Here is a 19,442-nt window from a genome sequence, read left to right as displayed (position 1 = left end):
CCCGGGCCCCGGGTTCCCCTGAGCCCTGGAGGCTCCGGCTCGGGAGGGCTCATGGTGCCTTCTCGCAGCCGCAGCCGCACTTGTCGCTGAACGGCACCGTGCCCTGGATGCAGAGGAAGCGGATGACCGCGCACTCGGCGGGATCCGTGGAGAAGTAGGTGCGGTCCGGATCGTCGTACTTGCAGGCGTTGCCCCCCTGGCAGCCGCACCCGCACCCGTTGTTGAAGGGGGTGTTGTCCTTGGGACAGGTGAAGGGCAGCGTGGGGCACTGCGAGGGATCATGCGAGGCGTAGTCCAGGCCGGGCTCGCTGCCCGTGCACCTGTGCTCCTTCCCCTGGCGGCAGATGCCACCGCAGTCGGCGCCTCCCTGCGCCGGATCGCAGTCGTCCCGCGGGTCATCGACGCAGACGAGGCCCTCGGGGCACGGAATGCCGGCGAAGCCTCCGCAGAACTGGCCCCCGGGCCGCAGCTCGGAGGAGACCTCCTTGGGCTCGACCGTGGGACCGCATGCGAAGCCATACAGAGACGCGCCGAGCGCGAGCACACTCCAGCACAGCCGCCGGTTCTTCCTGGACATGAAAACCCCCCTCGTTCGCTGGAGAGGAATCGGGCGGGGAAGGCCCATCCGGAAGTGGAGTGGCGGGGAAGGGAGCGCCGGACCGGGCGGCAGCAGAGCGCGACAGGTCGGACGCCAGGGCAGGGGAATGCGTGACGCGCATCGTCCGCGCCGTGCAGTCCAGGACGAAGGGTAGGGGGGCCCCGCGAGACTGGCACCCGTGGGAGCGCGGACCCACCTTCACCTCGGGAGCCGAACGTTCCGCATGCCCTCGAGGAGGAGCCCATGGCCCGGTGTGAAGTCTGTGGCAATGATTACTCTCTGGCCTTCCAGGTCGTCACCGCGGGAGTCACGCACACCTTCGACTGTTTCGAGTGTGCCATCCACAAGCTGGCCCCCATCTGCGACACCTGTGGCTGCAAGATTCTGGGCCACGGCATCGAGGCCAACGACACGTTCTACTGCTGCGCCCACTGTGCCCACGCCAAGGGAGCGGGCACCATCGTGGACAACGCGGCGCACGCCCAGGCCAGCCAGGTCTCGTAGCGGGGGACCCCGGAGGAGTGTCCGGGGGCTGGGGGGTTGTGGTACGCGTCCGGGATGCTCAGGCACATCACGCACGTGAATCTGGCCGTGGACGATGTGGAGGCCGCGCGCCGGTTCTACTCGGAGGTGTTGGGGCTCGAGGAGATCGAACGGGCGGAGGGGCGGCAGCGTCCCGGCGCCTGGTTCCGCTTGGGAGCCCTGGAGCTCCACGTGTCCTACGAGCCGGAGCCATGCAACGCCGACTCGAAGCGGCACGTGGCCTTCGAGGTCCGGGACCTCGCCGTGATGCGCGAGCGCTTCGAGGAGGCCCGGGTCCGCATCGAGGAGGGCTCTCCTCTTCCGGGCATCGAACGCTTCTTCGTCAGGGACCCCGCGGGCAACCGCCTCGAGTTCCAGCAGTCCGTGGACCGCTCGCCCCGCTGCGGCTGAGCCTGAAGGGTGTCTACACGAACAACGCGGGCGCGACGCCTCCGAGGATGATGAGCGCGGTGACCACGGTGAGGAGCACCACGAGCCGGCGGCGGGACGCGGTGGGGACGGGCGCGTTGCGCAGCTCGGGCCGGGTGGGCCCGCAGAAGAGGCCCATGTACACGCGGTAGAAGACAATCGCGTTGAGCCCGGTGGCGAACAGGAATCCGGCGGTCGCCGCGAACGAGTGCTCGAGGAGCGCGTGGAAGAGCAGGTCCTCGGCGAAGAAGGCGAGGCCTCCGGGGAGACCGACGAAGAGCCAGCCCATCACGACGAAGAGCCGGTGGAAGTCGGGAGCGACGTCCGCGAGCCCATTGTCCGGGGCGAGCCGCTCCACGCCGTACACGTCCTTCAGCTGGCCGGCGATGGTCAGGAGGACGAGGCTCCCGGCGGCCATCGCGATGAGCAGCGTTTGAGCCGCGCCCCAGCCCACCTGCCCGGCGAAGGCTCCCGCGAGCAGCAGCCGGGACTGCGAGAGCGTGATGGCGGTGAGCGCGCGCGATGGATCCTTTCGCACCAGGCCGAGGCCGGACTGGAGGAGGGCGCTCGCCACGAAGAGCAGCAGGAGCGCGTCGCCGACGGCACCGTGGAAGACGGTGGGGTTGGCCTCGACGAAGCGGTGCAGCCACACCAGGCCCGGCTGACACAGCAGGAGCAGCAGGAACTCCTGGCGCGGAAGCCTGCGGCGCAGGTCCTCGAGCCACAGGTGGAACGGGATGATGCCTCCGGCCACGGCGATGCCGAGCGCGGCGAACGGCCAGGACGGCGTGCTCCACAGGGCGAGCCCCGTGGTCACCGCTCCCGCGAGCATGGGCAGCACGGGCAGGCGGGCGGCCCTGCCGCGTCCCCTCACGCCCGCGCGCACGCAGACCCAGACGAACAGCGCGGCCCACGAGAGCACGAAGAGCGGGCGCGAGGGCGCCACCCAGATGCCCACCGCGGCGAGGCCTCCGGCGAGCATGGACCAGCGCGACCACCCCCCGACGGGGCGCGAGGGCAGCACCGCCGGCTCGGAGCCGGCATGGAGATTGAGGTACGTGTCGACCATCAGTTGTTCCGCTGGACGGGGTCATCCCCGAGCAGCCGGTCCTCGAAAGCGGCGAGCCGCGAGAAGAGTCCAAGGAAGGGCCGGGCGACGAAGCGCCACTGCAGACCGTCGAGCCAGAAGAAGCGCGAGGCGGCGAGGTACAGCGAGCCGCGCCACCGGGAGGGCAGCATCCTGTCCCCCTGGGTCTGGTGCCGCAGGCGCACGTCGGTGCCCACCAGGGGGTTGTCCTGGAAGTCCTGGATGAGCGAGGAGGAGCGCAGGAACTGCCACGTCCGCAGGCCCGCGTGCGCGCACAGGTGCACGAGCGCGAGCGTGTGCAGGCCCGCGGCGATCTCCACGTACATGAGGCCGAGCTGCGCCATGGTGGCGTACGCGAGCGATGTCTTGGCATCCGGCCGCGTGCGCCCGACGAGCCCCGCGTACACGGCGGTGGTGAGGCCAATCCAGGCCATCAGCACGCGCACGGGGGTGAGGGGCATCCACAGGGCGCTGGTGCGCATGAGGAGCAGGGGCCCGAGGTGCACGGAGAGGGCGCCGTAGAAGATGGCGCTGGAGGTGGAGGGGCCCTCCATGGCGCGGTGCAGCCAGGGGGACATGGGCAATTGCGCGGACTTGGCCAGGGTGCCGAACAGCAGCGCGAGCGCCACGCCCACCGCGGTGGGCACCACCGTGTCCTCGGCGAAGTGCGAGAACGCGGAGGTGGGGAAGGCGTGGTGCAGCCACATGGCGGCGCCGAGGATGCCCAGGTCGCAGATGCGGTAGTAGACGAGCGCGCGCAGACTGTTCTGCGCGCTGCGCGGGTTGCGGCGGAAGAACGAGATGAGCATCACCGAGCAGATGCCCACCAGCTCCCAGCCCAGGTAGAGCACGTCGATGTTGCCCGCGAGCGACACCGCGGTGAGCGCGAACGCCAGCAGCGTGACGAGGAACCAGTAACGCCGGGCGCCCTCCTCGCGGTGGAACGAGGGCAGGGAGAAGCGCACGATGACGGGGTAGATGAGCGCCACCAGCACGAGGTACGTGACGGAGAGCCGGTCCACGAGCAGCACCGCCCGCCACTCATAGCCGTGCGTGACGAGCAGCGGCGCCGTCGAAACTTCCACCAGGCGCTCGGGCTGCACGAGGAACGCGATGCCGAGCGCGGCGGCGGAGGCGAGCAGCCCCATGGAGTGGGCGGAGGCGAGCCCCTGCATGAGGCGCTCGGACACGCGCCGCCCGGACAGCACGGCCAGTCCGAGGAGGGCGGGTGCCAGCGCGGCCCAGGCGAGGGTGAGGAGGGTGAGGAACTTCAGGGTCATGCGTACACCTCGATGCGGCGGTCGTGCCGGGGGTCGAGCACCGCCGGGAGCGCGGGGGTGCTGTCACCGGCTTCACGGAACTCGGGCCACAGCTGGCGCCAGGGCACGAAGCCCGCCTCGGTCCACAGTTCGATGGCGCGCGACACCGGGTCCACGCGCCCGAGCTTCATCCACTCGCCGTGCACCATGCGGCGCATGCGCGGGTTCCCCTCGACGAGCTCGAGCAGCTCCTTCCGCCCGGCCTCGACGAGCACGAGGTGGCGCATGGGCTCGTGCAGCTCGACCATCTGCCGGCCCATGCCGATGCGCAGGTCGCTCTTGGAGCCGGTGATGACACCGAGCAGCGACACGACATTGAGCGGCAGCTTGGAACCCGCGCCGAACCCGTCGCAATCCACGCGGGAGAAGTAGTAGTCCATGGCGATGTTCACCGCGACGGGCACCGTGCCGAGCACGGCCGCGCGCAGCTGCGCTCCCCCGCTGTCCTGCGTCGGATCGTAGGACACGAGGAAGGCGCGGCGGTCGAGCGGCGTGCGCTCGGTGAGGCTCCGGCGGCCCACGATGCAGGCGGCGATGCGGTTGTGGCCGTACTCGGGCCGGGGCTGGGCGAGATCATGGCCGCGGTCGAGCACGTGCTGGGCCGCCGCCTCCTCGCCGCCATGCCGGGGCGCCTGGCCGAAGCGCTGGCAGCGCTCCAAGGCATTCATCCGGGCCGCGCGCCCCAGCCGCGACTGCAGCTCCACCACCTCGGCCAGACGCTCCACCGGGAGCAACTCGCGATCGAGCACCTCGACGGTATCGATGGCGGTGTCGTGGTGGCAGGGGACGAAGAGCGTGGTGGCGGGCAGGACGAGCCCGCGCGCGGCGAGCCGCTCCCGCACCTCGGGGCGGTTGGCCATGAGGGCGAAGGCCCGGGCATTGGGCGCCCCCGGGTTGCCGGAGCACGCGCCGCAGCCGTACGCCTGGCGGAACGGGTTGTTGGTATTCGTCGAGCCGTGGCTGATGCAGGCCACCACGGGGGCGAAGCCGCGCGTGAGGCCCGCGGTGCGCAGGAGGCTCTCGACGATGCCGGCCTGTTCGTCCAACGAATAGCCGCCCTCCGCGTCCAGCGCGATGCGGGTGCGCGGGTGGGGGAAGGCGCGCTTCTGGACGGCGCGGCGCCAGCGCGTCATCCGGCTGGGCATGAGCACCTTCATCACCAGCGGCAGGAAGCTCAGCAGCCCCAGCGCGAGCGAGACGAAGAAGCCCAGGACGAGCGTGCGCGAGTGATAGAAGCCGGAGAGCTGTGCCTTGCCCTCGGCACGGCCCGCGCGGCGCACGCGCTCCAGCCGCTCGGCCTCGCCGTTGAGGGGCACTTCCTTGATGGTGCGCGAGGGCTCGATGACGGGCGGGCACTGGCGCGTCGCACGGGCCGCTCCCACCGCCTCGAAGCGCATGTCCACGCCGAAGAAGCCCAGCACGCCCCAGCTCTCCACGCCGCAGGCCTCGGACTCGAGCGCGCGCCGGAAGGACTCCTCTCGGTCATCCATGCATGTCAGGGCCTGGAATTGCCGGGGGGGGCGCTCGGGCTCGCGTGCCTCGGGGCGCATTCCGCGCTCGAGGTGCGCGAGGAACTCGCCCGCGAAGGAGCGCTCATAGGCCTCCTGCCACAGGTGCAGCCGTCCCAGGCCCACCGTCTCGGGAGCATGGGCGAGGCGGGCGCGCAGTTCCTGCCGGGTGCGGCCCGCGCGCTCCAGCAGGTGCGCGTCGAGCGCGTGCGTGGAGACGAGCATCACCGCGAGCCAGTCCTTCAGGGTCGCGCGGGGCGCCTCCACGGGGGCGAGGGACGGCTCGGCCTCGAGCCGCATGATCATCCCGGACCAGCCCTTGAGCGCGAAGAGCGTCTCCAGGCAGTAGGCGGCCTCACGGTTCGCCGGGGCCGCTTCGCGCACCTCGGCCGCGATGACCTCGTCCACACTCCGGCCGGCCCGCTCATGCTCCTCGAGCCGCTGCTTCAGCATGCCCGCCCAATCGAAGCCCCAGGCCGGAGAGGAATGCACGCTCGCCACGAAGAAGCCCCAGAGCGAGCCCTCGCGGAAGGGGTTGGACCACGCCGCCATGCCCTGGTCGAGCGACGAGGCGGCGAGGGGGACGAGGAAGTCCTGCAACAGGCGGTCGTAGGACGCGTGGTGCTCGGCATCCAGGCGCGGGGCGAGCCGCAGCAGGGTGACGGGCGCGACGTCATTGCCCACCGACGAATCGGAGAGGAAGCGGTCCACCCGGCCCTTGCCACTGCGGGGGAGGGCCGTGGCGAGCACCGCGTCGAGGCAGTCGCGCCGGATTCGGCCGCGCTCGAGCTCCTGGCGGTAGAAGGCCTCCGTCTCGTAGGGCCGGGCGCGGTAGAGCGCGGCGGCCTCGCGCACGGCCTCACCGAAGGGCCGGTCCTCCAGGTTCATCAGGATGTTGTTGTGGATATAGGCCCAGAGCGGATTCTGGATGGGCAGCTTCGGGCGGCACTCGGTGAGCCACCCGTCCACGAGTGTGGGGGTCTCCATCGATGTCAGTTGCCTTTCAAGCTCAGGAGGAGAGTCCGAGGGTGCTCTTGGCGCCCTTCTTGCGCGCGGACAGCGGATGCGCGGAGAGGCTGCGGTGCTGCTCCAGCCCGCGGATGCTCAGGTGGCGGCCCTCGCGGGAGAACTCGCCCTCCAGCTCGTGCAACCGCTCCATCACCGTGTGGTCCACCAGCTTCGCCTCCGTCAGGTCCACCTCGACGTGCCGGGCCTCGGCGTGGCGCGCCAGTTGCTTCTTGAGCTTGAGGAAGTTGGTGAAGACGGCCGCGTGCCGCACGCGCAGCACCACCTGGCCTCCCACCCGGTGCTCTTCGATCTTCGGCCGGAAGAGCCCCACCAGCGGCGCGCCGTTGATCAGGTGCACCACCACCTTCAGCACGATGCCCGAGGCCACGCCCACCAACAGGTCCGTGGCCAGCGTCACGCCCAGCGTGAAGGAGAAGATGAGCAGTTGCTCGGCGCCGATGCGGAACGTCTTCACGAACTCCCGGGGCGAGGCCAGCCGCACGCCCGTGAAGATGAGCATGGCGGCCAGGGCGGCCAGCGGAATGCGGTGGATGAGCATGGGCGCGCCCGCCACGAACAGCAGCAGGAACAGGCCGTGGAAGAAGTTGGACAGCCGGCTCCTCGCCCCGTAGCCGATGTTGGCCGAGCTGCGGACGATCTCGGAAATCATCGGCAGGCCGCCGAGCAGTCCCGCGATGAGGTTGCCGGTGCCCGTGGCGAGCAGATCCTTGTCCAGGTCCGAGCGGCGCTTCTCCGGGTCCAGCATGTCCACGGCCTTGGCGCTCAGCAGCGACTCGATGCTGCCCACCAGCGCGAACATGGTGATGTACTTGAGGGAGACGCTGGAGAAGACGGCGGAGAAGTCCGGGAAGGTGATGGCCGACATCAGGTTGCCCGGCAGGTTCACGAGGAACTTCGGGCCCACCGTGAACATGTCCCGCGAGAAGCTGATGGTGTGCTCGTGGTCCAGGTCGAAGTACAGGCCCATGGGCACCGCGAAGAGCAGCACCAGCAGCGGCCCCGGCACGCGCTTGAGCAGCGCCACCCGCTTGGAGAGCGCCGCGTGGCCGAAGAGCAGCACCAGGCTGACCACGCCGATGAGGGCGATCTCCGGGTTCATCGTCGCCACGCTGTGCGGAATCTCCGCGAGCAGCGGCAGCGGATTCTTCGCCTTGGGCGCCACCCCCAGCAGCGTGTGCATCTGCTTGGAGCAGATGATGACGCCGATGGCCGCGAGCATTCCGTGCACCACCGAGGAGGGGAAGAAGTCCCCCAGCTTCCCCGTGCGCAGCACCGCGAAGAGGATCTGGATCACCGCCGCCACCACGATGGTGGCCAGCGCCCGCCGGTAGCCGAGCGAGTTGTCGCCCCCTCCCAGCTCCGTCACCGCGCCGAGCGCGATGACGATCAGCCCCGCGGCCGGCCCCTTGATGGTCAGCCGGGCGCTGCCCAGCCACGAGGACACCACGCCGCCAATCACCGCGGTGAGGATGCCCGCCACGGGCGGAAAGCCGCTCGCCATGGCGATGCCCAGACACAGGGGCAGGGCGATGAGGAAGACGAGGAAGCCGGAGACGACGTCGCTCTTCCAGGTGGAGCGGCCCTCGGGGGCAGCACGATGAGAAGACGTGGACGGATGCGACTGCATGGACATCAAACCTCCTGGATTCACGCGGCCCTCCCGCTTTCCACGCGCGAGGTCCGCCTTACGAATCCAGGAGGATGGGATGAGCCGCGTTCCGGTTCCCGCGTTCTCTTTCCTGGGATGTTTTCGAGGTTTGGCTGGTTACCAGGCGTGAAGACAGTCAAGCCCTTCGTGTCTGGCATTCGACAGCCTGGCGCATTGTCCGGTTGGTAGGAGAGCAGGCAAGGGACACCTCTGGATTCGAGATGACGCGAAGCGAAATTAGGGAACCGGGGTGTGGGTCATTCCATCTCATGGATGACGTTGTGACGACATCGGAGACGGGAGATGCCCGGGCGCGCTTCGAAGCGGAGGTGGAGCGCGTGTTGCCCCGGCTACACCGTTTCTGTCTGACATTGTGTCGCGACAAACAGGAGGCGGAGGACTTGCTTCAGGATTCCCTGGTACGTGCCTACCTCCATCGCGACAGCTATCAGCAGCGCGGCTCCTTCTTCGGCTGGCTGTGCGGCATTACGCGCAACCAGTTCCTCGAGAGCCGGCGCGCGGTGGCCCGGCGCCGCTCGCTGCTGGACTCCGTGCTCGAGGGCGCCACGTCGGTGCTCGGCACGCTCTTCACCGGCGGCACGCAGCAGCCGGATCCCGAGGCCCAGGTGTGTCACTCGGAGGAGGCGGAGCTGCTCATGCACTGCCTGCACACCCTGCCCGAGAAGTTCCGCATGGTGGTGCTCCTGTGTGATGTCGAGGAGCTGGGGTACGAGGAGGTGTCGGAGGCCCTCGGCATTCCGGTGGGCACGGTGAAGAGCCGCCACTTCCGGGGACGGGCCCAGCTCGGGCAGTGCTTCAGGTCCCGGGTGGAGGAGCAGACCCAGGTGCTCAGTGCTGGAGGCCGTCCATGAGCTCGAACGATCGCGGGAACCTTCCCCCCCTGCCCGAGGAGGCCCGCTCCGCCCTCACGGCGCTGCGCCACGAGCGGCCCTCGGTGGGGCTGCGCTACCGCCTCCACGCCGCGCTCCGGGAGGCCGAGGCCACCCAGGCCGCTCGCCCGGCGTCCCCGCCCGTTCCCCGCTGGCGGGCATTCCTCGCGCGCACGCACGCCCATCACGCCCAGGCCCGCATGGTGCTCGGCGCGGCCCTGGCCAGCGTGCTGCTCGTCCTGGCGGTGCAGGTGGATGGACTGGACGCCCTGCAGGGCGCCTCGCGGGTGGAGAGCCAGTTCCTGCCCTCGCGCGAGTTCTCCCTGCGGCTGCCGGGGGAGGGCTCCGGCTGGCTGGAGCTTCCCTGGAGCCGGGACGTGCACTCCGGTGAGCCCGCCACGGTCCGCCTGGAGGCCCCCGCCGGGGTGGACCTCCATGCGTACTCCGGGCAGCTGTCCTCGCTCCAGCTCGTGGGCTGCGAGGCGGGGCGCTGCACCCACCAGTTCACCGCCGACACCGGCGCGTCCGCCACGCCGCTGCGCGTGCGCATCGACAAGCCCGGGCGGTACGAGTTCCGCGTCTCGCACTCCTCGGAGAACCGCCAGGTGCACGAGCGCTTCGTCGTCGTCGCGGACCACTAGCGCGGGCCGCCGCCCGGCTCAGGCCGAGCTGCGCTGGGGGGCCCGCACCGGCACGTGCGCCAGCAGGTAGTCGTCCACCCGCTGCAGCACCTGCTCGTGGCCGGGCTCGGTGTGGGGCTCGTGGTAGCCGCCCGGCACCACGTACAGCTCCTTGTCCGGGAAGGTCACGGACTCGAAGAAGCGGCGCGTGCCGGCGGCGGTGTTGATGCGATCCGCCTCGCCATGGAGCATCAGCAGGGGCAGGCGCAGGTCCGCGGCATGGGCCTGCACCCACAGGTTGGCGTCGATGGCCTCCACCGCCCAGCGCGCCGAGCACTTGCGGTGCACCAGCGGATCCTCCAGGTAGTGGGACACCGTCGCGGCGTCCCGGCTCAGGGACGTGGCGTCCAGGGGCACGTCGAGCGAGAAGGTCGGCCACAGGCGCGAGAGGAGCCGCGCCGAGAGCACCAGCAGCGGCGTCGCCACGCCCACGGACTCGAACGGGGGGGCGCTGATGATGGTTCCGCTCAGGCCCTCGGGGTGGCGCAGCACGTAGTCCGCCACGATGAGCCCGCCCATGCTGTGGCCATAGAGGAAGAGCGGACGGCCCTGCTCCCGGGCGGAGACCTTCTCGACGAAGGCCCGCACGTCCTCGCGGTACTCCGCCCACGCCATCAGGTGTCCGCGCTGGCCCGGCGAGCGCCCATGCCCCCGCAGGTCCAACGCGTACACCGCGTGGCCCCGGGCGACCAGGTGCTCGACGATGTTCTTGAACCGGCCACTGTGCTCGCCGATGCCGTGGACGATGGCCACCACCGTGCGCGGCTCTCCCGGGGGATGCCACGCCTGGTAGTACAGCTTCAGCCCCCCCGTGCTCTCGACGGTCTCTTCCTCGTGCTCCATCAGCATTGCCGCCATCTTAGGCGAGAGTGGGACCGCGCGGGATGGGCCCTCAAGACACCGGCTTGATGCCCCGGATGACCATGCCCGACATCGAGCCGTAGAAGCTCCCGGTGCGGTCGGCCTCCTTCATGAAGTGGAGCCACTCGTCCACCTCACCCCGCGTCGCCACGCCCTCCAGGATGGCCTTCTCCAGCACCGGGTAGACGCCGAACGTCTCCAGCATGCTGAACACCCAGGTGCCGACCACGGGGTTGATGGACAGCTCGCTCACACCCAGGGAGCGGAACAGGCCCGGAATCCTCCGGCAGATCCACGGATTCTTGAGCTGATCGGCCCAGTAGTGGATGAGCCTGCGCACCATGGACGGGTTGGGCCCGTCCAGCACCCAGCTGTCCAGCTCCACCTCGAAGAACACCACCGAGCCGCCCGGCCGTGTGACCCGCAACATTTCGCTGAGCGCCTGGAGGGGATCCTCCAGGTAGATGAAGACGCGCGAGGCGCGGCTGCCGTCGAAGGTGTTCGAGGGGAACTCCAGGCGGTGCACGTCTCCCTGGCGGTAGTCGATGTTGAGCCCCGTGCCCTCCGTGCGGCGGCGGGCCTCGCTCACCATGTTCTCGCTCAGGTCGATGCCCGTCACCTGGCCGCTCTTGCCCACCATGGCACCGAGCTCCCGGGCGACATCGCCCAACCCACAGCCGACATCCAGGACACGGGCGCCCTCGCACGCTCCGAGCAGGCGGTGGCTCAGCCGCTGCATCTCCTGCACCTGCTGGATGGTGTTCACGGTGTCCAGGAACCGGACCGCCTTGGTCGAGGCCGCTGAGCGGTCGATGTTCCGAAAGTCCTGGGCAAGGTTCGAGCTTTCTCCCACGGGTACTCCTCCTCGATGTCGCGCGGCATCCCGGCTCATGGCGCAACCAGCTCGCCGCTGGCTCCACCCCCCCCATCCCCCCCGGCTTCACTCCGGGTGCGCTCCCCCACTTGGATACCGCGGTGCATCACGATGCTACGTTGAGCGGAGGGGCCCGTTCTGGATCACCCCGGTGTCAACCGGCTCACGGAGTAGGGAAGTGTTCACAATCGCCCGGGTCCCCGGGGCCACCGAGTTCGTCGAGCGGCCCCGCCGGGTGTGGTAGTGCGGAGGTGATCATGGCTCCTCCTCCCCGCTATGGCCGCTCGCTGGCGCACAAGGCCCGCCAGCGCACGCCGGGCCACCATTACAACGCGAGCTTCCTGTCGGCCGCGGACCGCGAGGAAATCCTCGCCTGGCTCGGCTCCCTGTACCCGCTGTGGGAGGAGCGCTACTCGAAGCACTTCCCCCCGCCGCCGGGACAGACGCAGCGGCGGCTGTTGCGGCCGGTGTACTGGCTGGGCAACTGGCAGTTCGCCTGCCTCGACTATTACCGCCCGCCCAAGGGGGTGAAGGACCGGTGTGTGAAGGCCGAGCCCTTCCCGGCGGTGCTCCAGCGCCAGGTGGACAAGGTGGAGGAGCTGGCGCGGCGGATGTTCCGCGGCCCGGACATGCCCTCGGGCTGGCACCTCAACACCTGCCTGGTGAACTTCTACGGCAGCCGCCTGGAGGACGGGCGCTGGGTGGACACCGCGCGCGTGGGCGAGCACAAGGACTTCGAGCCGGGGCCGGTGGCCTCGCTGTCCTTTGGCGAGCGCGCGCTCATCCAGTTCGTCACCTCCAGCCGGCCGGGCGAGCGGGACGAGGTGGTGCTCGAGCAGTGGCTCGACAACGGCTCGCTGCAGCTCTTCGGCGGGGCGCGCTGGAAGGAGCAGACGTTCCACCGGGTGCAGCGGGTGGACACGCGCGAGGGCCACCTGCTGCCGCCCAAGATGCCGGACTTCCAGACGCGGCGCATCAACCTCACGTTCCGCTACGTGCCGGACGTGCACGTGACGCCCTTCGCGCGGCTGTCCCCCGAGGCTCGCGAGGACGTGCGCGGCTACATGGAGAAGCTCGCCGAGCACAGCGCCTTCTTCCGGGCGGAGCTCGAGCGCGAGCGCCAGGCGGGCGGCTGACTCACCACAGGCCGTGGGTGCGCAGCAGCGTGCCCAGCGGCGTGTCTCCCCGCTGGTACGCGCCCAGCAGCTTCGTGGCCGTCTCCGGCCCCGGGTTGGCCCAGAGCTTCCACTCGCGGCCCTCGCGCGGCACGGTGGCGCAGTGGATGAGCGAGGCGCGCGTCTCCCCGGTGGTGCCGAGCGTCACGTGATCGAAGAGCAGCGGGTTCTGGCTGGTGAGGAAGCACTGGCGGGGGGCCAGGGCGCGCATGCTGGCCTCGACGAACCGGGGGTGCAGGCCGTTGGCGAGCTCGTCGGCGATGACGAAGTCCTCGTTGAGGTCCAGGTAGTAGAGGAAGGACAGCAGCCGCTTCTGCCCGTACCCGAGCTGCTCGTGCGTCAGCACCGAGCCGTCGCGCCGGGTGAAGCTCAGGCCGAAGTGGCCGAACTCCAGGCGCCCACCGTTCTCGTAGCTGCGCTGCTGGAGCAGCTCCACCCGGAAGCGCCCCGAGGCGAACCCCGCCAGGGAGACGAAGCGCGCGAGGAAGCCCTGCTCGAGCTCGTCATGGCGGAGGTCGATGAAGCCGGCGGAGAGCGCCTGGTCCGCCCGCTCGCGCAACACCCCCGGCAGCCAGCGCGGCAGGGACATGAGGCCGAGCGGGAACACCTCGTCGCCGCGCACCTCCATCGCGTACTGGGTGGTGCCCAGCTGCTGGTACGTCCCGAGCGACTCGTCGAACCGCGACGGAGCCATCAGGAAGGTGCGGCGCAGCAACTCCTTGAGCCGCTCCTTCACCGCGGGCTCGAGCCGCTGGGCCGTCATGAAGAGCACCACCCAGACCGTCCTGTCCAGCAGGGACCAGTGCATGGTCTGCGACCAGAAGGGCCGCCCCTCCACCTCCCAGGACACGCCCACGGCATCGGCGCGCATCACCAGCTCGGACGCGGGCGCATCGAGCCGGAGCCTCAGCTCCATGAAGGGCTCCAGCCCGCTGCCCGCGGCTTCGGGGACCTGGAGCGGCAGCAGCGCCGACGCCTCGGGCGAGGCGCGCGGCTTCGCGGCGGCGGCGCGGGTGTTGCTCACGCGCACGTGCAGCTCCATGCCGGGGAAGTCCAGGGCGTACTCGAGCGAGAAGGCCTCGCGGATGAGCCCGGAGAAGTCCGAGGCGAGCACCCGCGAGACGAGATCCAACAGCGTCGTCCTGCCGGTGCCGTTCTCGCCGAGCACCAGGTTGAGGGACGGGCTGAACACGAGCTCGGCGCCGGGCGCGACGTCCCGGTACTCGTGGATGGTGAGCTTCGTGAGCTTCATGGAGCGCATGGTGGGCATTCGGGTCTTCCGCGGCGTCTGGCATTGCGGGGCAACGCCCCCGGTATCGGCTGTCTGACTTTCTTAAATCATGAGAGTGGCTCGCGCGTTCGCGTTCACACAGCTCAACGAGTAAAAATCCTGAAAATCGCCACAACGCCTTGAAGGCCAAGTAACAGGTATGTCAAGAAAGCACTCTCAACTTCAGGGGAGTGCTTCGTGAGCAACCGGTTCGTGAGGACGTTGTGCGCGGCGTGGCTGGGAGCCAGCCTGGCTGCGTGTGGCTCGATGCAGGAGGAGGCGCCGGCGGCGCGGGGTGACGACTCCGACATCCAGTCCGCGCTGGCCCGCATCCAGGGCGCGCAGGTGCTGGGCACCGAGGGCGAGGTGCCCTACGCCGTGCGCGGCCAGTTCGGCCGGGCCTCCCAGGTCCAGGGCGCGCTGCGCTCCTCGGTGGACGTGCACGAGGCGCTCGCCACCATCGCCCCGGTGTTCCGGCTCAACGAGAACGACCTGGTGCTCGCCCGCACCTCGGTGGACGAGCAGGGCCACCGGCACCTGCGCTTCCAGCAGATGAAGAACGGCCTGCGCGTGGTGGGCGGCGAGCTCGTGCTGCACGTGGACGCGGCGGGCAATGTCTATGCGGCCAACGGCTCGGCCCGTGACGGCTCCACGGCCCCGGCCCAGGCGAAGGTGGCCCCCGAGGCCGCGCTGAAGGCGGCCGTGGATGGCTCCTCGGCTCGTGGCGCTTCCGCGGACGGCGCGAAGCTCGTCTACCTGCGCTCCGAGGGCAGCCCGGAGCCCCGGCTGGCCTACGAGGTGCGCGTGAAGGGCGAGCGTGACGGCATGCCCGCCGATGACCTCGTCTACGTGGACGCGCAGCGCGGTGGCACCCTGCTCGTCAATCCGCGCATCCACACCGCGCTCAACCGCAAGGTGTACAGCGCCAACAACACCAGCACCACCCCGGGCACCCTCAAGCGCTCCGAGGGCGGCGCCGCCACGGGCGACAACCACGTCGACACCAACTACGCCAAGCTCGGCGAGACGTACAACTGCTACCAGACGCTGTTCGGCCGCGACTCCCTCGACAACGCGGGCGCCACGCTCATCAGCACGGTGCACTACAGCACCAACTACGTGAACGCCTACTGGGACGGCACCCAGATGGTGTACGGCGACGGCGACGGCGTCGACTCCATCGAGCTGGGCCTGGACTCGGACGTCACCACGCACGAGCTCACCCACGCCGTCACCGAGCACGAGTCCAACCTCACCTACTCGGGCGAGTCCGGCGGCCTCAACGAGTCCATGTCCGACATCTTCGCCGGCGTGTGCGAGAGCTGGACGCGCAACTGGGCCGTGGACGCGGACGTCTTCAAGATTGGCGAGGACATCTGGACGCCGGCCACCGCGGGCGACGCGCTCCGCTACATGGATGACCCGGCGAAGGACGGCGCCTCGCTCGACTTCTACGCGGACTACGGCGGCCAGGACGTGCACTACAGCTCGGGCATCAGCAACCTGGTGTTCTCGATGCTGAGCAAGGGCGGTACGCACCCGCGCGGCAAGTCGAGCAACGTGGTGCCCGCCATCGGCCCCGAGAAGGCCGGCCGCATCTTCTACAAGGCCAACTCGGAGCTCTTCACCGCCTCCACCACCTTCGAGCAGGCCAAGACGTACACGGTGCAGGCCGCCGAGGCGCTCTATGGCACCGGCTCGGCCGAGGCCGCCGCCGTCACCGAGGCCTGGAAGGCCGTGGGCGTGCCGCCGCCTCCTCCCGTCGTCACCGCGCTCACCAACGACGTGGCGGTGAGCAACGTCTCGGGCAGCTCCGGCAACAAGAAGTACTACTCGCTCGAGGTGCCCGCCGGTCAGCCGAGCGTGTCCTTCGAGATCAGCGGTGGCACGGGTGACGCGGACCTCTACGTGCGCTACGGCGCCGTCCCGAGCTCCAGCACCTACGACTGCCGCCCGTACAAGGCCGGCAACGCCGAGGTCTGCTCCTTCACCAACCCGCAGGCGGGCACCTGGTACGTGATGCTCAATGCCTACTCGGCCTACTCGGGCGTGACGCTCAAGGGCTCCTACTCGGGCACGGGCGGTGGCGGCGGCGGCGGCACGGGCACGCCCGTTACCGAGACGGCCAGCGGCAACGTGGCCAAGAAGGGCTCCGTCAACTACGGCCCCTACAGCGTGCTGGCCGGCACCACCCTCTCGGTGAGCATGACGGGCTCGGGCAACCCCGACCTGTACGTGCGCTTCGGCTCGTCGGCCACCACCCGCAAGTTCGACTGCAAGTCGATCAACTCCGGCGCCACCGAGTCGTGCTCGCTGACCGTGCCCGCGGGCCAGAGCTCCGCGTACGTGCTGGTGAGCGGCACCACCGCGGGCTCGTACAACCTGACCGTCAACTACACCAAGCCGTAGTTCCGGCGGGCTTCAGGGTTTGAAAGGCGGGCGGCTCTCCTCGTGGGGGCCGCCCGTCGTGTTTGTGGGCCGGTGTCAGCCGCCGTGCTGGAGCCGCACGTTGCCGGGCAGCTGGCGCAGCAGGTTGAGCAGCCGCAGCGACGAGTGGACGCTGCCCTGGATTTCCCACGGGTCTATCTTGTCCCCGCCGTTGGTGAACTGGGGCGAGAGCACGAAGACACGCACCCGCGCGGCCTCCATCATCGCGTGGAAGCGTGGGTCTCTCACGAGGCCCCCGCTCAGCCGCAGCTGGGGCGCGGGCTGGAAGTAGTCCAGGTCCAACGACACCCAATCCGCCTGCGCCACGCCGGGCCGGGCGAGCACCCGGGCCCAGTGCAGCTCCGAGGTGTCCACGAACCAGGGCACGAGCGTGGAGAAGCCCACGTCCCGGCCCGTCATCGTGGCCGTCGCTTCGGCCTTGGCGGTGGTGAAGAAGATGGCCTGCTCCTCGAGCACCGGCGCCGAGTCCTCCGGCCGCTTCAGCCCCTCGAAGAGCCTCCACCAGGTGGCGGCCTGCGGAGGCACGCGCGCCTCCAGGAAGCTGTCTTTGCACCAGTCCGAGTGCCGGTCCGCGTGGAAGAGGTGGCGCGGCAGCTCCCCCGTCGTCCGGTAGTGGTACAGGGCCACGTCGAGCATGTGGTGGTCTCTCAGCACGTAGTCGGCCTGGCCGCCGCGGCCGCGCATCACGAGGACGTTGCCCCGCATCACCGAGTCCACCTCGCACGGGGTGAGCGCGCTCCGCCACGCGTGCTCCTCGAAGGTGAGCTGCTGGCGCTCGTACGGCTTCTCGCCTGCTTCACCCACCACGTCCTCGGGGCCGCTCCAGCGGTGGATGCGCTGCTCGAAACGCGCCGCCTCGCCGTCCCCGAGCACCTCGCGCGCTACCTCGCGGATGTCACTCCGGGTGCCCTCGCCCGGAAGCACCGGGGCGAGCGCGCGCAGCTGGAACGCGTAGGCCGCGTCGGTGGGCTTCTTCCACTCCGTATACCGGGTGAGCACGTGCGAGTCCCTCGAAGGCCGCCTGCCTGGTGACCAGCGAGGCTCGGCGGCGCGGGCGTTGGATGACCGGAAACACCCCCGCCGTCACGGAAATTGCGGCGCTCCCCCGCGGCGTCACGCCACGGACTGGAGGTCCTCGACGATGGCCTGGTGCAGCCGGCGCCGCTCGGCCGTGAGGAAGAAGTGGTTGCCCGGCAGCATGCGCAGGCGGAACTCCCCGGTGGTCTGCTCGCGCCACGACTCCGCCTCGTCCTGGCTCACCTCGGGATCATCGAAGGCGCCGAAGGACGAGATGGGCACCTCCAGGGGCGGCTCGGGCTGGTACTGGTAGCTCTCGCCCACGAGCAGATCCGCTCGCAGCGCGGGCAGCACCGTCTGCCGCACGTCCTCGCTTTCGAGCACCTCGCGCGGGGTGCCGTAGCGGATGGCGAGCTGCTCCAGGAATTCCGTGTCCGACAGGTGGGTGATGGGCTCGGGGGGACGTTGCCGCAGGTGCAGCGCCGGGCAGGCCGAGAGGAAGAGGCGGGACGGCATGGGGGCCGCGTTGCGGCGCAGCCAGCGCGTCAGCTCGAAGGCGGTGATGCCGCCGAAGCTGTGCCCGAAGAAGGCGAAGGGGCCGTCCTTGAGAAAGGGGCGCACCATGGTCCCCACCTTCTCGAGCAGCTCGCGGAACTGGGTGATGGGGGCTTCGTTGTTGCGGGTGGCGCGGCCCGGGAACTCGATGGGGCAGACCTCGATGGAGTCGGGCAGCTGCGTGGTCCACAAGCGGAAGGTGGAGGCATCGCCTCCCGCGAAGTGGAAGCAGAACAGGCGCAGGCTCGCGTGGGGGCGCGGTTCGGGGCAGGTGACCCAGCGGCGATAGACGGGCGGTACGGGCATGCGGGTGATGGCCATGCTGCGGAGGGAAGGTGGGTCGCGTCAATCCCCTGAACGCGCCTCTGTCATCTCACCCGGCTACGATTTTCGTGCGGCACCGGAGGCCAGGCTGTTCTCGCCCTGGCGCCCCTCCACCCGCCGTATGGGAAGGGGAAGCGACATCATGGGAATGCTGAAAAACAAGGTGATCCTGGTGACGGGCGCCAGCTCGGGAATCGGCTGGGCCACGGCGCTCGCGCTGGCCGACGAGGGAGCCCGTGTCGTCGCGAGCGCACGGCGGGAGGCCCGGGGCCGTGAGCTCCTCGCCCGAATCCAGGAACGCGGGGCGAGGCCACGTGGGTGAACGCGGACATGACGAGGCGGGCCGGCTGAGCCCGGTTCGGGCCGCGGACCTGGAAGGCGCGGGCGAGCCGCGACGCGGGCCCCCCCGATTCAATCCCAGGCGGAGAGCCGGTCGAAGTCCTCGGAGGTGTAGTGGATGCTGTCCAGGCCATTGGTCAGCCATGCGCCCTCGAGGCCGAAATGCTCGCGCATGCTGCGCCAGGCCTGCACGTCCGTGAGGCTGGGGGCGAGCGCTCCGCCGATGTCGCTCTTCGAGTCCTCGGTGGTGTACATGCGGTCTCCCGGCGTGCGGTCGAACATGAAGGGGTGGTTGTGCAGGTGCGCGATGGGCTCGAAGCCCTGGGCCGCGTCCGCCGCCACCCGGTCACTCACCTCGTGCCGCAGCTTGCCGCCCACGCTGTCACCTCCCGAGAGGTACACGCGGATGCGGCCGTGGCCCCGCAGGATGTAGGCGCCCAGCTCGGTGGGGTGCTCGAGCATGGGGTAGCGATGCGCCTGGCGCTGGAAGAGCCGCCACTCCAGACACGTCGCGCGGCCCTGCTTCCCGGCCTTCCCCTCGAGGACGAGCCCGCTGTTCTCCGCCTCGCGCCGCATGGGCTTGCCCACCAGGGCGGCGTGCACGGCGTTCTGCCGCTGGAGCAGGGCGCGCTGTTGCAGGCCCTCCTCTCCGAGCCGGGCCACGAGCGCCGCGCGGTACTGCTGGCGCTCGGCGTCCAGGGGGGCGGGGGCCCACCACTCGGGCGAGTCGGTGAGCTCGAAGAACTCATTGAGCTCGCCCGGTTTGGGGCCCTCCACCGCGATGACCTCGGGGGATGCGTCGAGCACGCATGCCGCTGCTTCACGGTCCGGGGTGGTACCCGCTCGCGGGGTATGGCAGGCGGAGATCA

Annotated in this window: 18 protein-coding genes; 7 read left to right on the top strand and 11 right to left on the bottom strand. The window is 70.0% G+C overall.

What is annotated here, in order from left to right:
- Positions 1-49: 49 nt before the first annotated feature.
- On the bottom strand, positions 50-577 hold the full coding sequence (locus ACJ8AN_RS32940) for a hypothetical protein (RefSeq protein ID WP_407759513.1): 528 nt from the start codon (positions 575-577) through the stop codon (positions 50-52).
- 264 nt (positions 578-841) lie between these two features.
- Here ACJ8AN_RS32940 and ACJ8AN_RS32935 point away from each other — a divergent pair, with 264 nt between their 5' ends.
- Positions 842-1,102 carry a hypothetical protein gene (locus tag ACJ8AN_RS32935; RefSeq protein ID WP_407759512.1) on the top strand — a complete coding sequence of 87 codons (261 nt, stop codon included), beginning with the start codon at positions 842-844 and terminating at the stop codon, positions 1,100-1,102.
- 54 nt (positions 1,103-1,156) lie between these two features.
- Positions 1,157-1,531, top strand: coding sequence for a VOC family protein (locus ACJ8AN_RS32930; RefSeq protein WP_407759511.1), 375 nt, complete (start codon positions 1,157-1,159; stop codon positions 1,529-1,531).
- A gap of 13 nt (positions 1,532-1,544) precedes the next feature.
- On the opposite strand, the gene ACJ8AN_RS32925 is transcribed toward ACJ8AN_RS32930, so the two are convergent.
- The 4 genes from ACJ8AN_RS32925 to ACJ8AN_RS32910 are packed head-to-tail and all read right to left on the bottom strand — an operon-like array spanning position 1,545 to position 8,125.
- Positions 1,545-2,618 carry a proton-conducting transporter membrane subunit gene (locus ACJ8AN_RS32925; RefSeq protein ID WP_407759510.1) on the bottom strand — a complete coding sequence of 358 codons (1,074 nt, stop codon included), beginning with the start codon at positions 2,616-2,618 and terminating at the stop codon, positions 1,545-1,547.
- Positions 2,618-3,916, bottom strand: a complete 1,299-nt coding sequence (locus ACJ8AN_RS32920) for a proton-conducting transporter membrane subunit (RefSeq protein WP_407759509.1) — start codon at positions 3,914-3,916, stop codon at positions 2,618-2,620. The genes ACJ8AN_RS32925 and ACJ8AN_RS32920 overlap by 1 nt, the downstream gene beginning before the upstream one ends.
- The gene (locus ACJ8AN_RS32915; protein WP_407759508.1) at positions 3,913-6,450 is read right to left on the bottom strand and encodes a DUF2309 domain-containing protein; all 2,538 of its coding nucleotides are present in this window, start codon (positions 6,448-6,450) and stop codon (positions 3,913-3,915) included. Before ACJ8AN_RS32915 ends, ACJ8AN_RS32920 begins: the two co-directional genes overlap by 4 nt.
- Before the next feature lie 22 nt (positions 6,451-6,472).
- Entirely contained in the window at positions 6,473-8,125 is a 1,653-nt protein-coding gene (locus ACJ8AN_RS32910; protein ID WP_407759507.1) for a SulP family inorganic anion transporter, read from the bottom strand.
- A gap of 284 nt (positions 8,126-8,409) precedes the next feature.
- On the opposite strand from ACJ8AN_RS32910, the gene ACJ8AN_RS32905 reads away from it, so the two are divergent.
- Positions 8,410-9,012, top strand: coding sequence for an RNA polymerase sigma factor (locus tag ACJ8AN_RS32905; protein ID WP_407759506.1), 603 nt, complete (start codon positions 8,410-8,412; stop codon positions 9,010-9,012).
- Positions 9,009-9,671, top strand: coding sequence for a hypothetical protein (locus ACJ8AN_RS32900; protein ID WP_407759505.1), 663 nt, complete (start codon positions 9,009-9,011; stop codon positions 9,669-9,671). Before ACJ8AN_RS32905 ends, ACJ8AN_RS32900 begins: the two co-directional genes overlap by 4 nt.
- 18 nt (positions 9,672-9,689) lie before the next feature.
- Here ACJ8AN_RS32900 and ACJ8AN_RS32895 read toward each other — a convergent pair whose 3' ends face one another.
- Both ACJ8AN_RS32895 and ACJ8AN_RS32890 read right to left on the bottom strand, forming a co-directional pair.
- Positions 9,690-10,559, bottom strand: coding sequence for a lysophospholipase (locus ACJ8AN_RS32895; protein WP_407759504.1), 870 nt, complete (start codon positions 10,557-10,559; stop codon positions 9,690-9,692).
- A gap of 43 nt (positions 10,560-10,602) precedes the next feature.
- Positions 10,603-11,424: a methyltransferase domain-containing protein gene (locus ACJ8AN_RS32890; protein ID WP_407759503.1), complete on the bottom strand. Its 822-nt coding sequence runs from the start codon at positions 11,422-11,424 to the stop codon at positions 10,603-10,605.
- 278 nt (positions 11,425-11,702) lie between these two features.
- Here ACJ8AN_RS32890 and ACJ8AN_RS32885 point away from each other — a divergent pair, with 278 nt between their 5' ends.
- Positions 11,703-12,581, top strand: a complete 879-nt coding sequence (locus ACJ8AN_RS32885) for an alpha-ketoglutarate-dependent dioxygenase AlkB (protein ID WP_407759502.1) — start codon at positions 11,703-11,705, stop codon at positions 12,579-12,581.
- A 1-nt stretch (position 12,582) separates the two neighbouring features.
- Here the strand turns inward: ACJ8AN_RS32885 and ACJ8AN_RS32880 are convergent, their stop codons facing one another.
- Positions 12,583-13,890 carry an AAA family ATPase gene (locus tag ACJ8AN_RS32880; RefSeq protein WP_407759501.1) on the bottom strand — a complete coding sequence of 436 codons (1,308 nt, stop codon included), beginning with the start codon at positions 13,888-13,890 and terminating at the stop codon, positions 12,583-12,585.
- 198 nt (positions 13,891-14,088) lie between these two features.
- On the opposite strand from ACJ8AN_RS32880, the gene ACJ8AN_RS32875 reads away from it, so the two are divergent.
- The gene (locus ACJ8AN_RS32875; protein WP_407759500.1) at positions 14,089-16,299 is read left to right on the top strand and encodes a M4 family metallopeptidase; all 2,211 of its coding nucleotides are present in this window, start codon (positions 14,089-14,091) and stop codon (positions 16,297-16,299) included.
- 75 nt (positions 16,300-16,374) lie between these two features.
- On the opposite strand, the gene ACJ8AN_RS32870 is transcribed toward ACJ8AN_RS32875, so the two are convergent.
- Both ACJ8AN_RS32870 and ACJ8AN_RS32865 read right to left on the bottom strand, forming a co-directional pair.
- Complete coding sequence (locus tag ACJ8AN_RS32870) at positions 16,375-17,337, bottom strand: hypothetical protein (RefSeq protein ID WP_407759499.1); 963 nt, start codon at positions 17,335-17,337, stop codon at positions 16,375-16,377.
- Positions 17,338-17,451: 114 nt separating this feature from the next.
- Positions 17,452-18,216, bottom strand: coding sequence for a thioesterase II family protein (locus tag ACJ8AN_RS32865; protein ID WP_407759498.1), 765 nt, complete (start codon positions 18,214-18,216; stop codon positions 17,452-17,454).
- 160 nt (positions 18,217-18,376) lie between these two features.
- Between ACJ8AN_RS32865 and ACJ8AN_RS32860 the strand changes: the two genes are divergently transcribed.
- A complete protein-coding gene (locus ACJ8AN_RS32860; RefSeq protein WP_407759497.1) occupies positions 18,377-18,556 on the top strand; it encodes an SDR family NAD(P)-dependent oxidoreductase in 180 nt (59 codons plus the stop codon).
- 89 nt (positions 18,557-18,645) lie between these two features.
- Here ACJ8AN_RS32860 and ACJ8AN_RS32855 read toward each other — a convergent pair whose 3' ends face one another.
- Entirely contained in the window at positions 18,646-19,380 is a 735-nt protein-coding gene (locus ACJ8AN_RS32855) for a hypothetical protein (RefSeq protein ID WP_407759496.1), read from the bottom strand.
- Between the last annotated feature and the right edge of the window lie 62 nt (positions 19,381-19,442).

Origin of the sequence: Archangium sp. (genome assembly GCF_045802675.1) — a bacterium.
In the GTDB taxonomy this organism is placed as follows: Bacteria; Myxococcota; Myxococcia; order Myxococcales; family Myxococcaceae; genus Archangium.
Note: the sequence above shows the minus strand (reverse complement) of the source record. Positions and strands in the feature narration are given on the sequence as shown.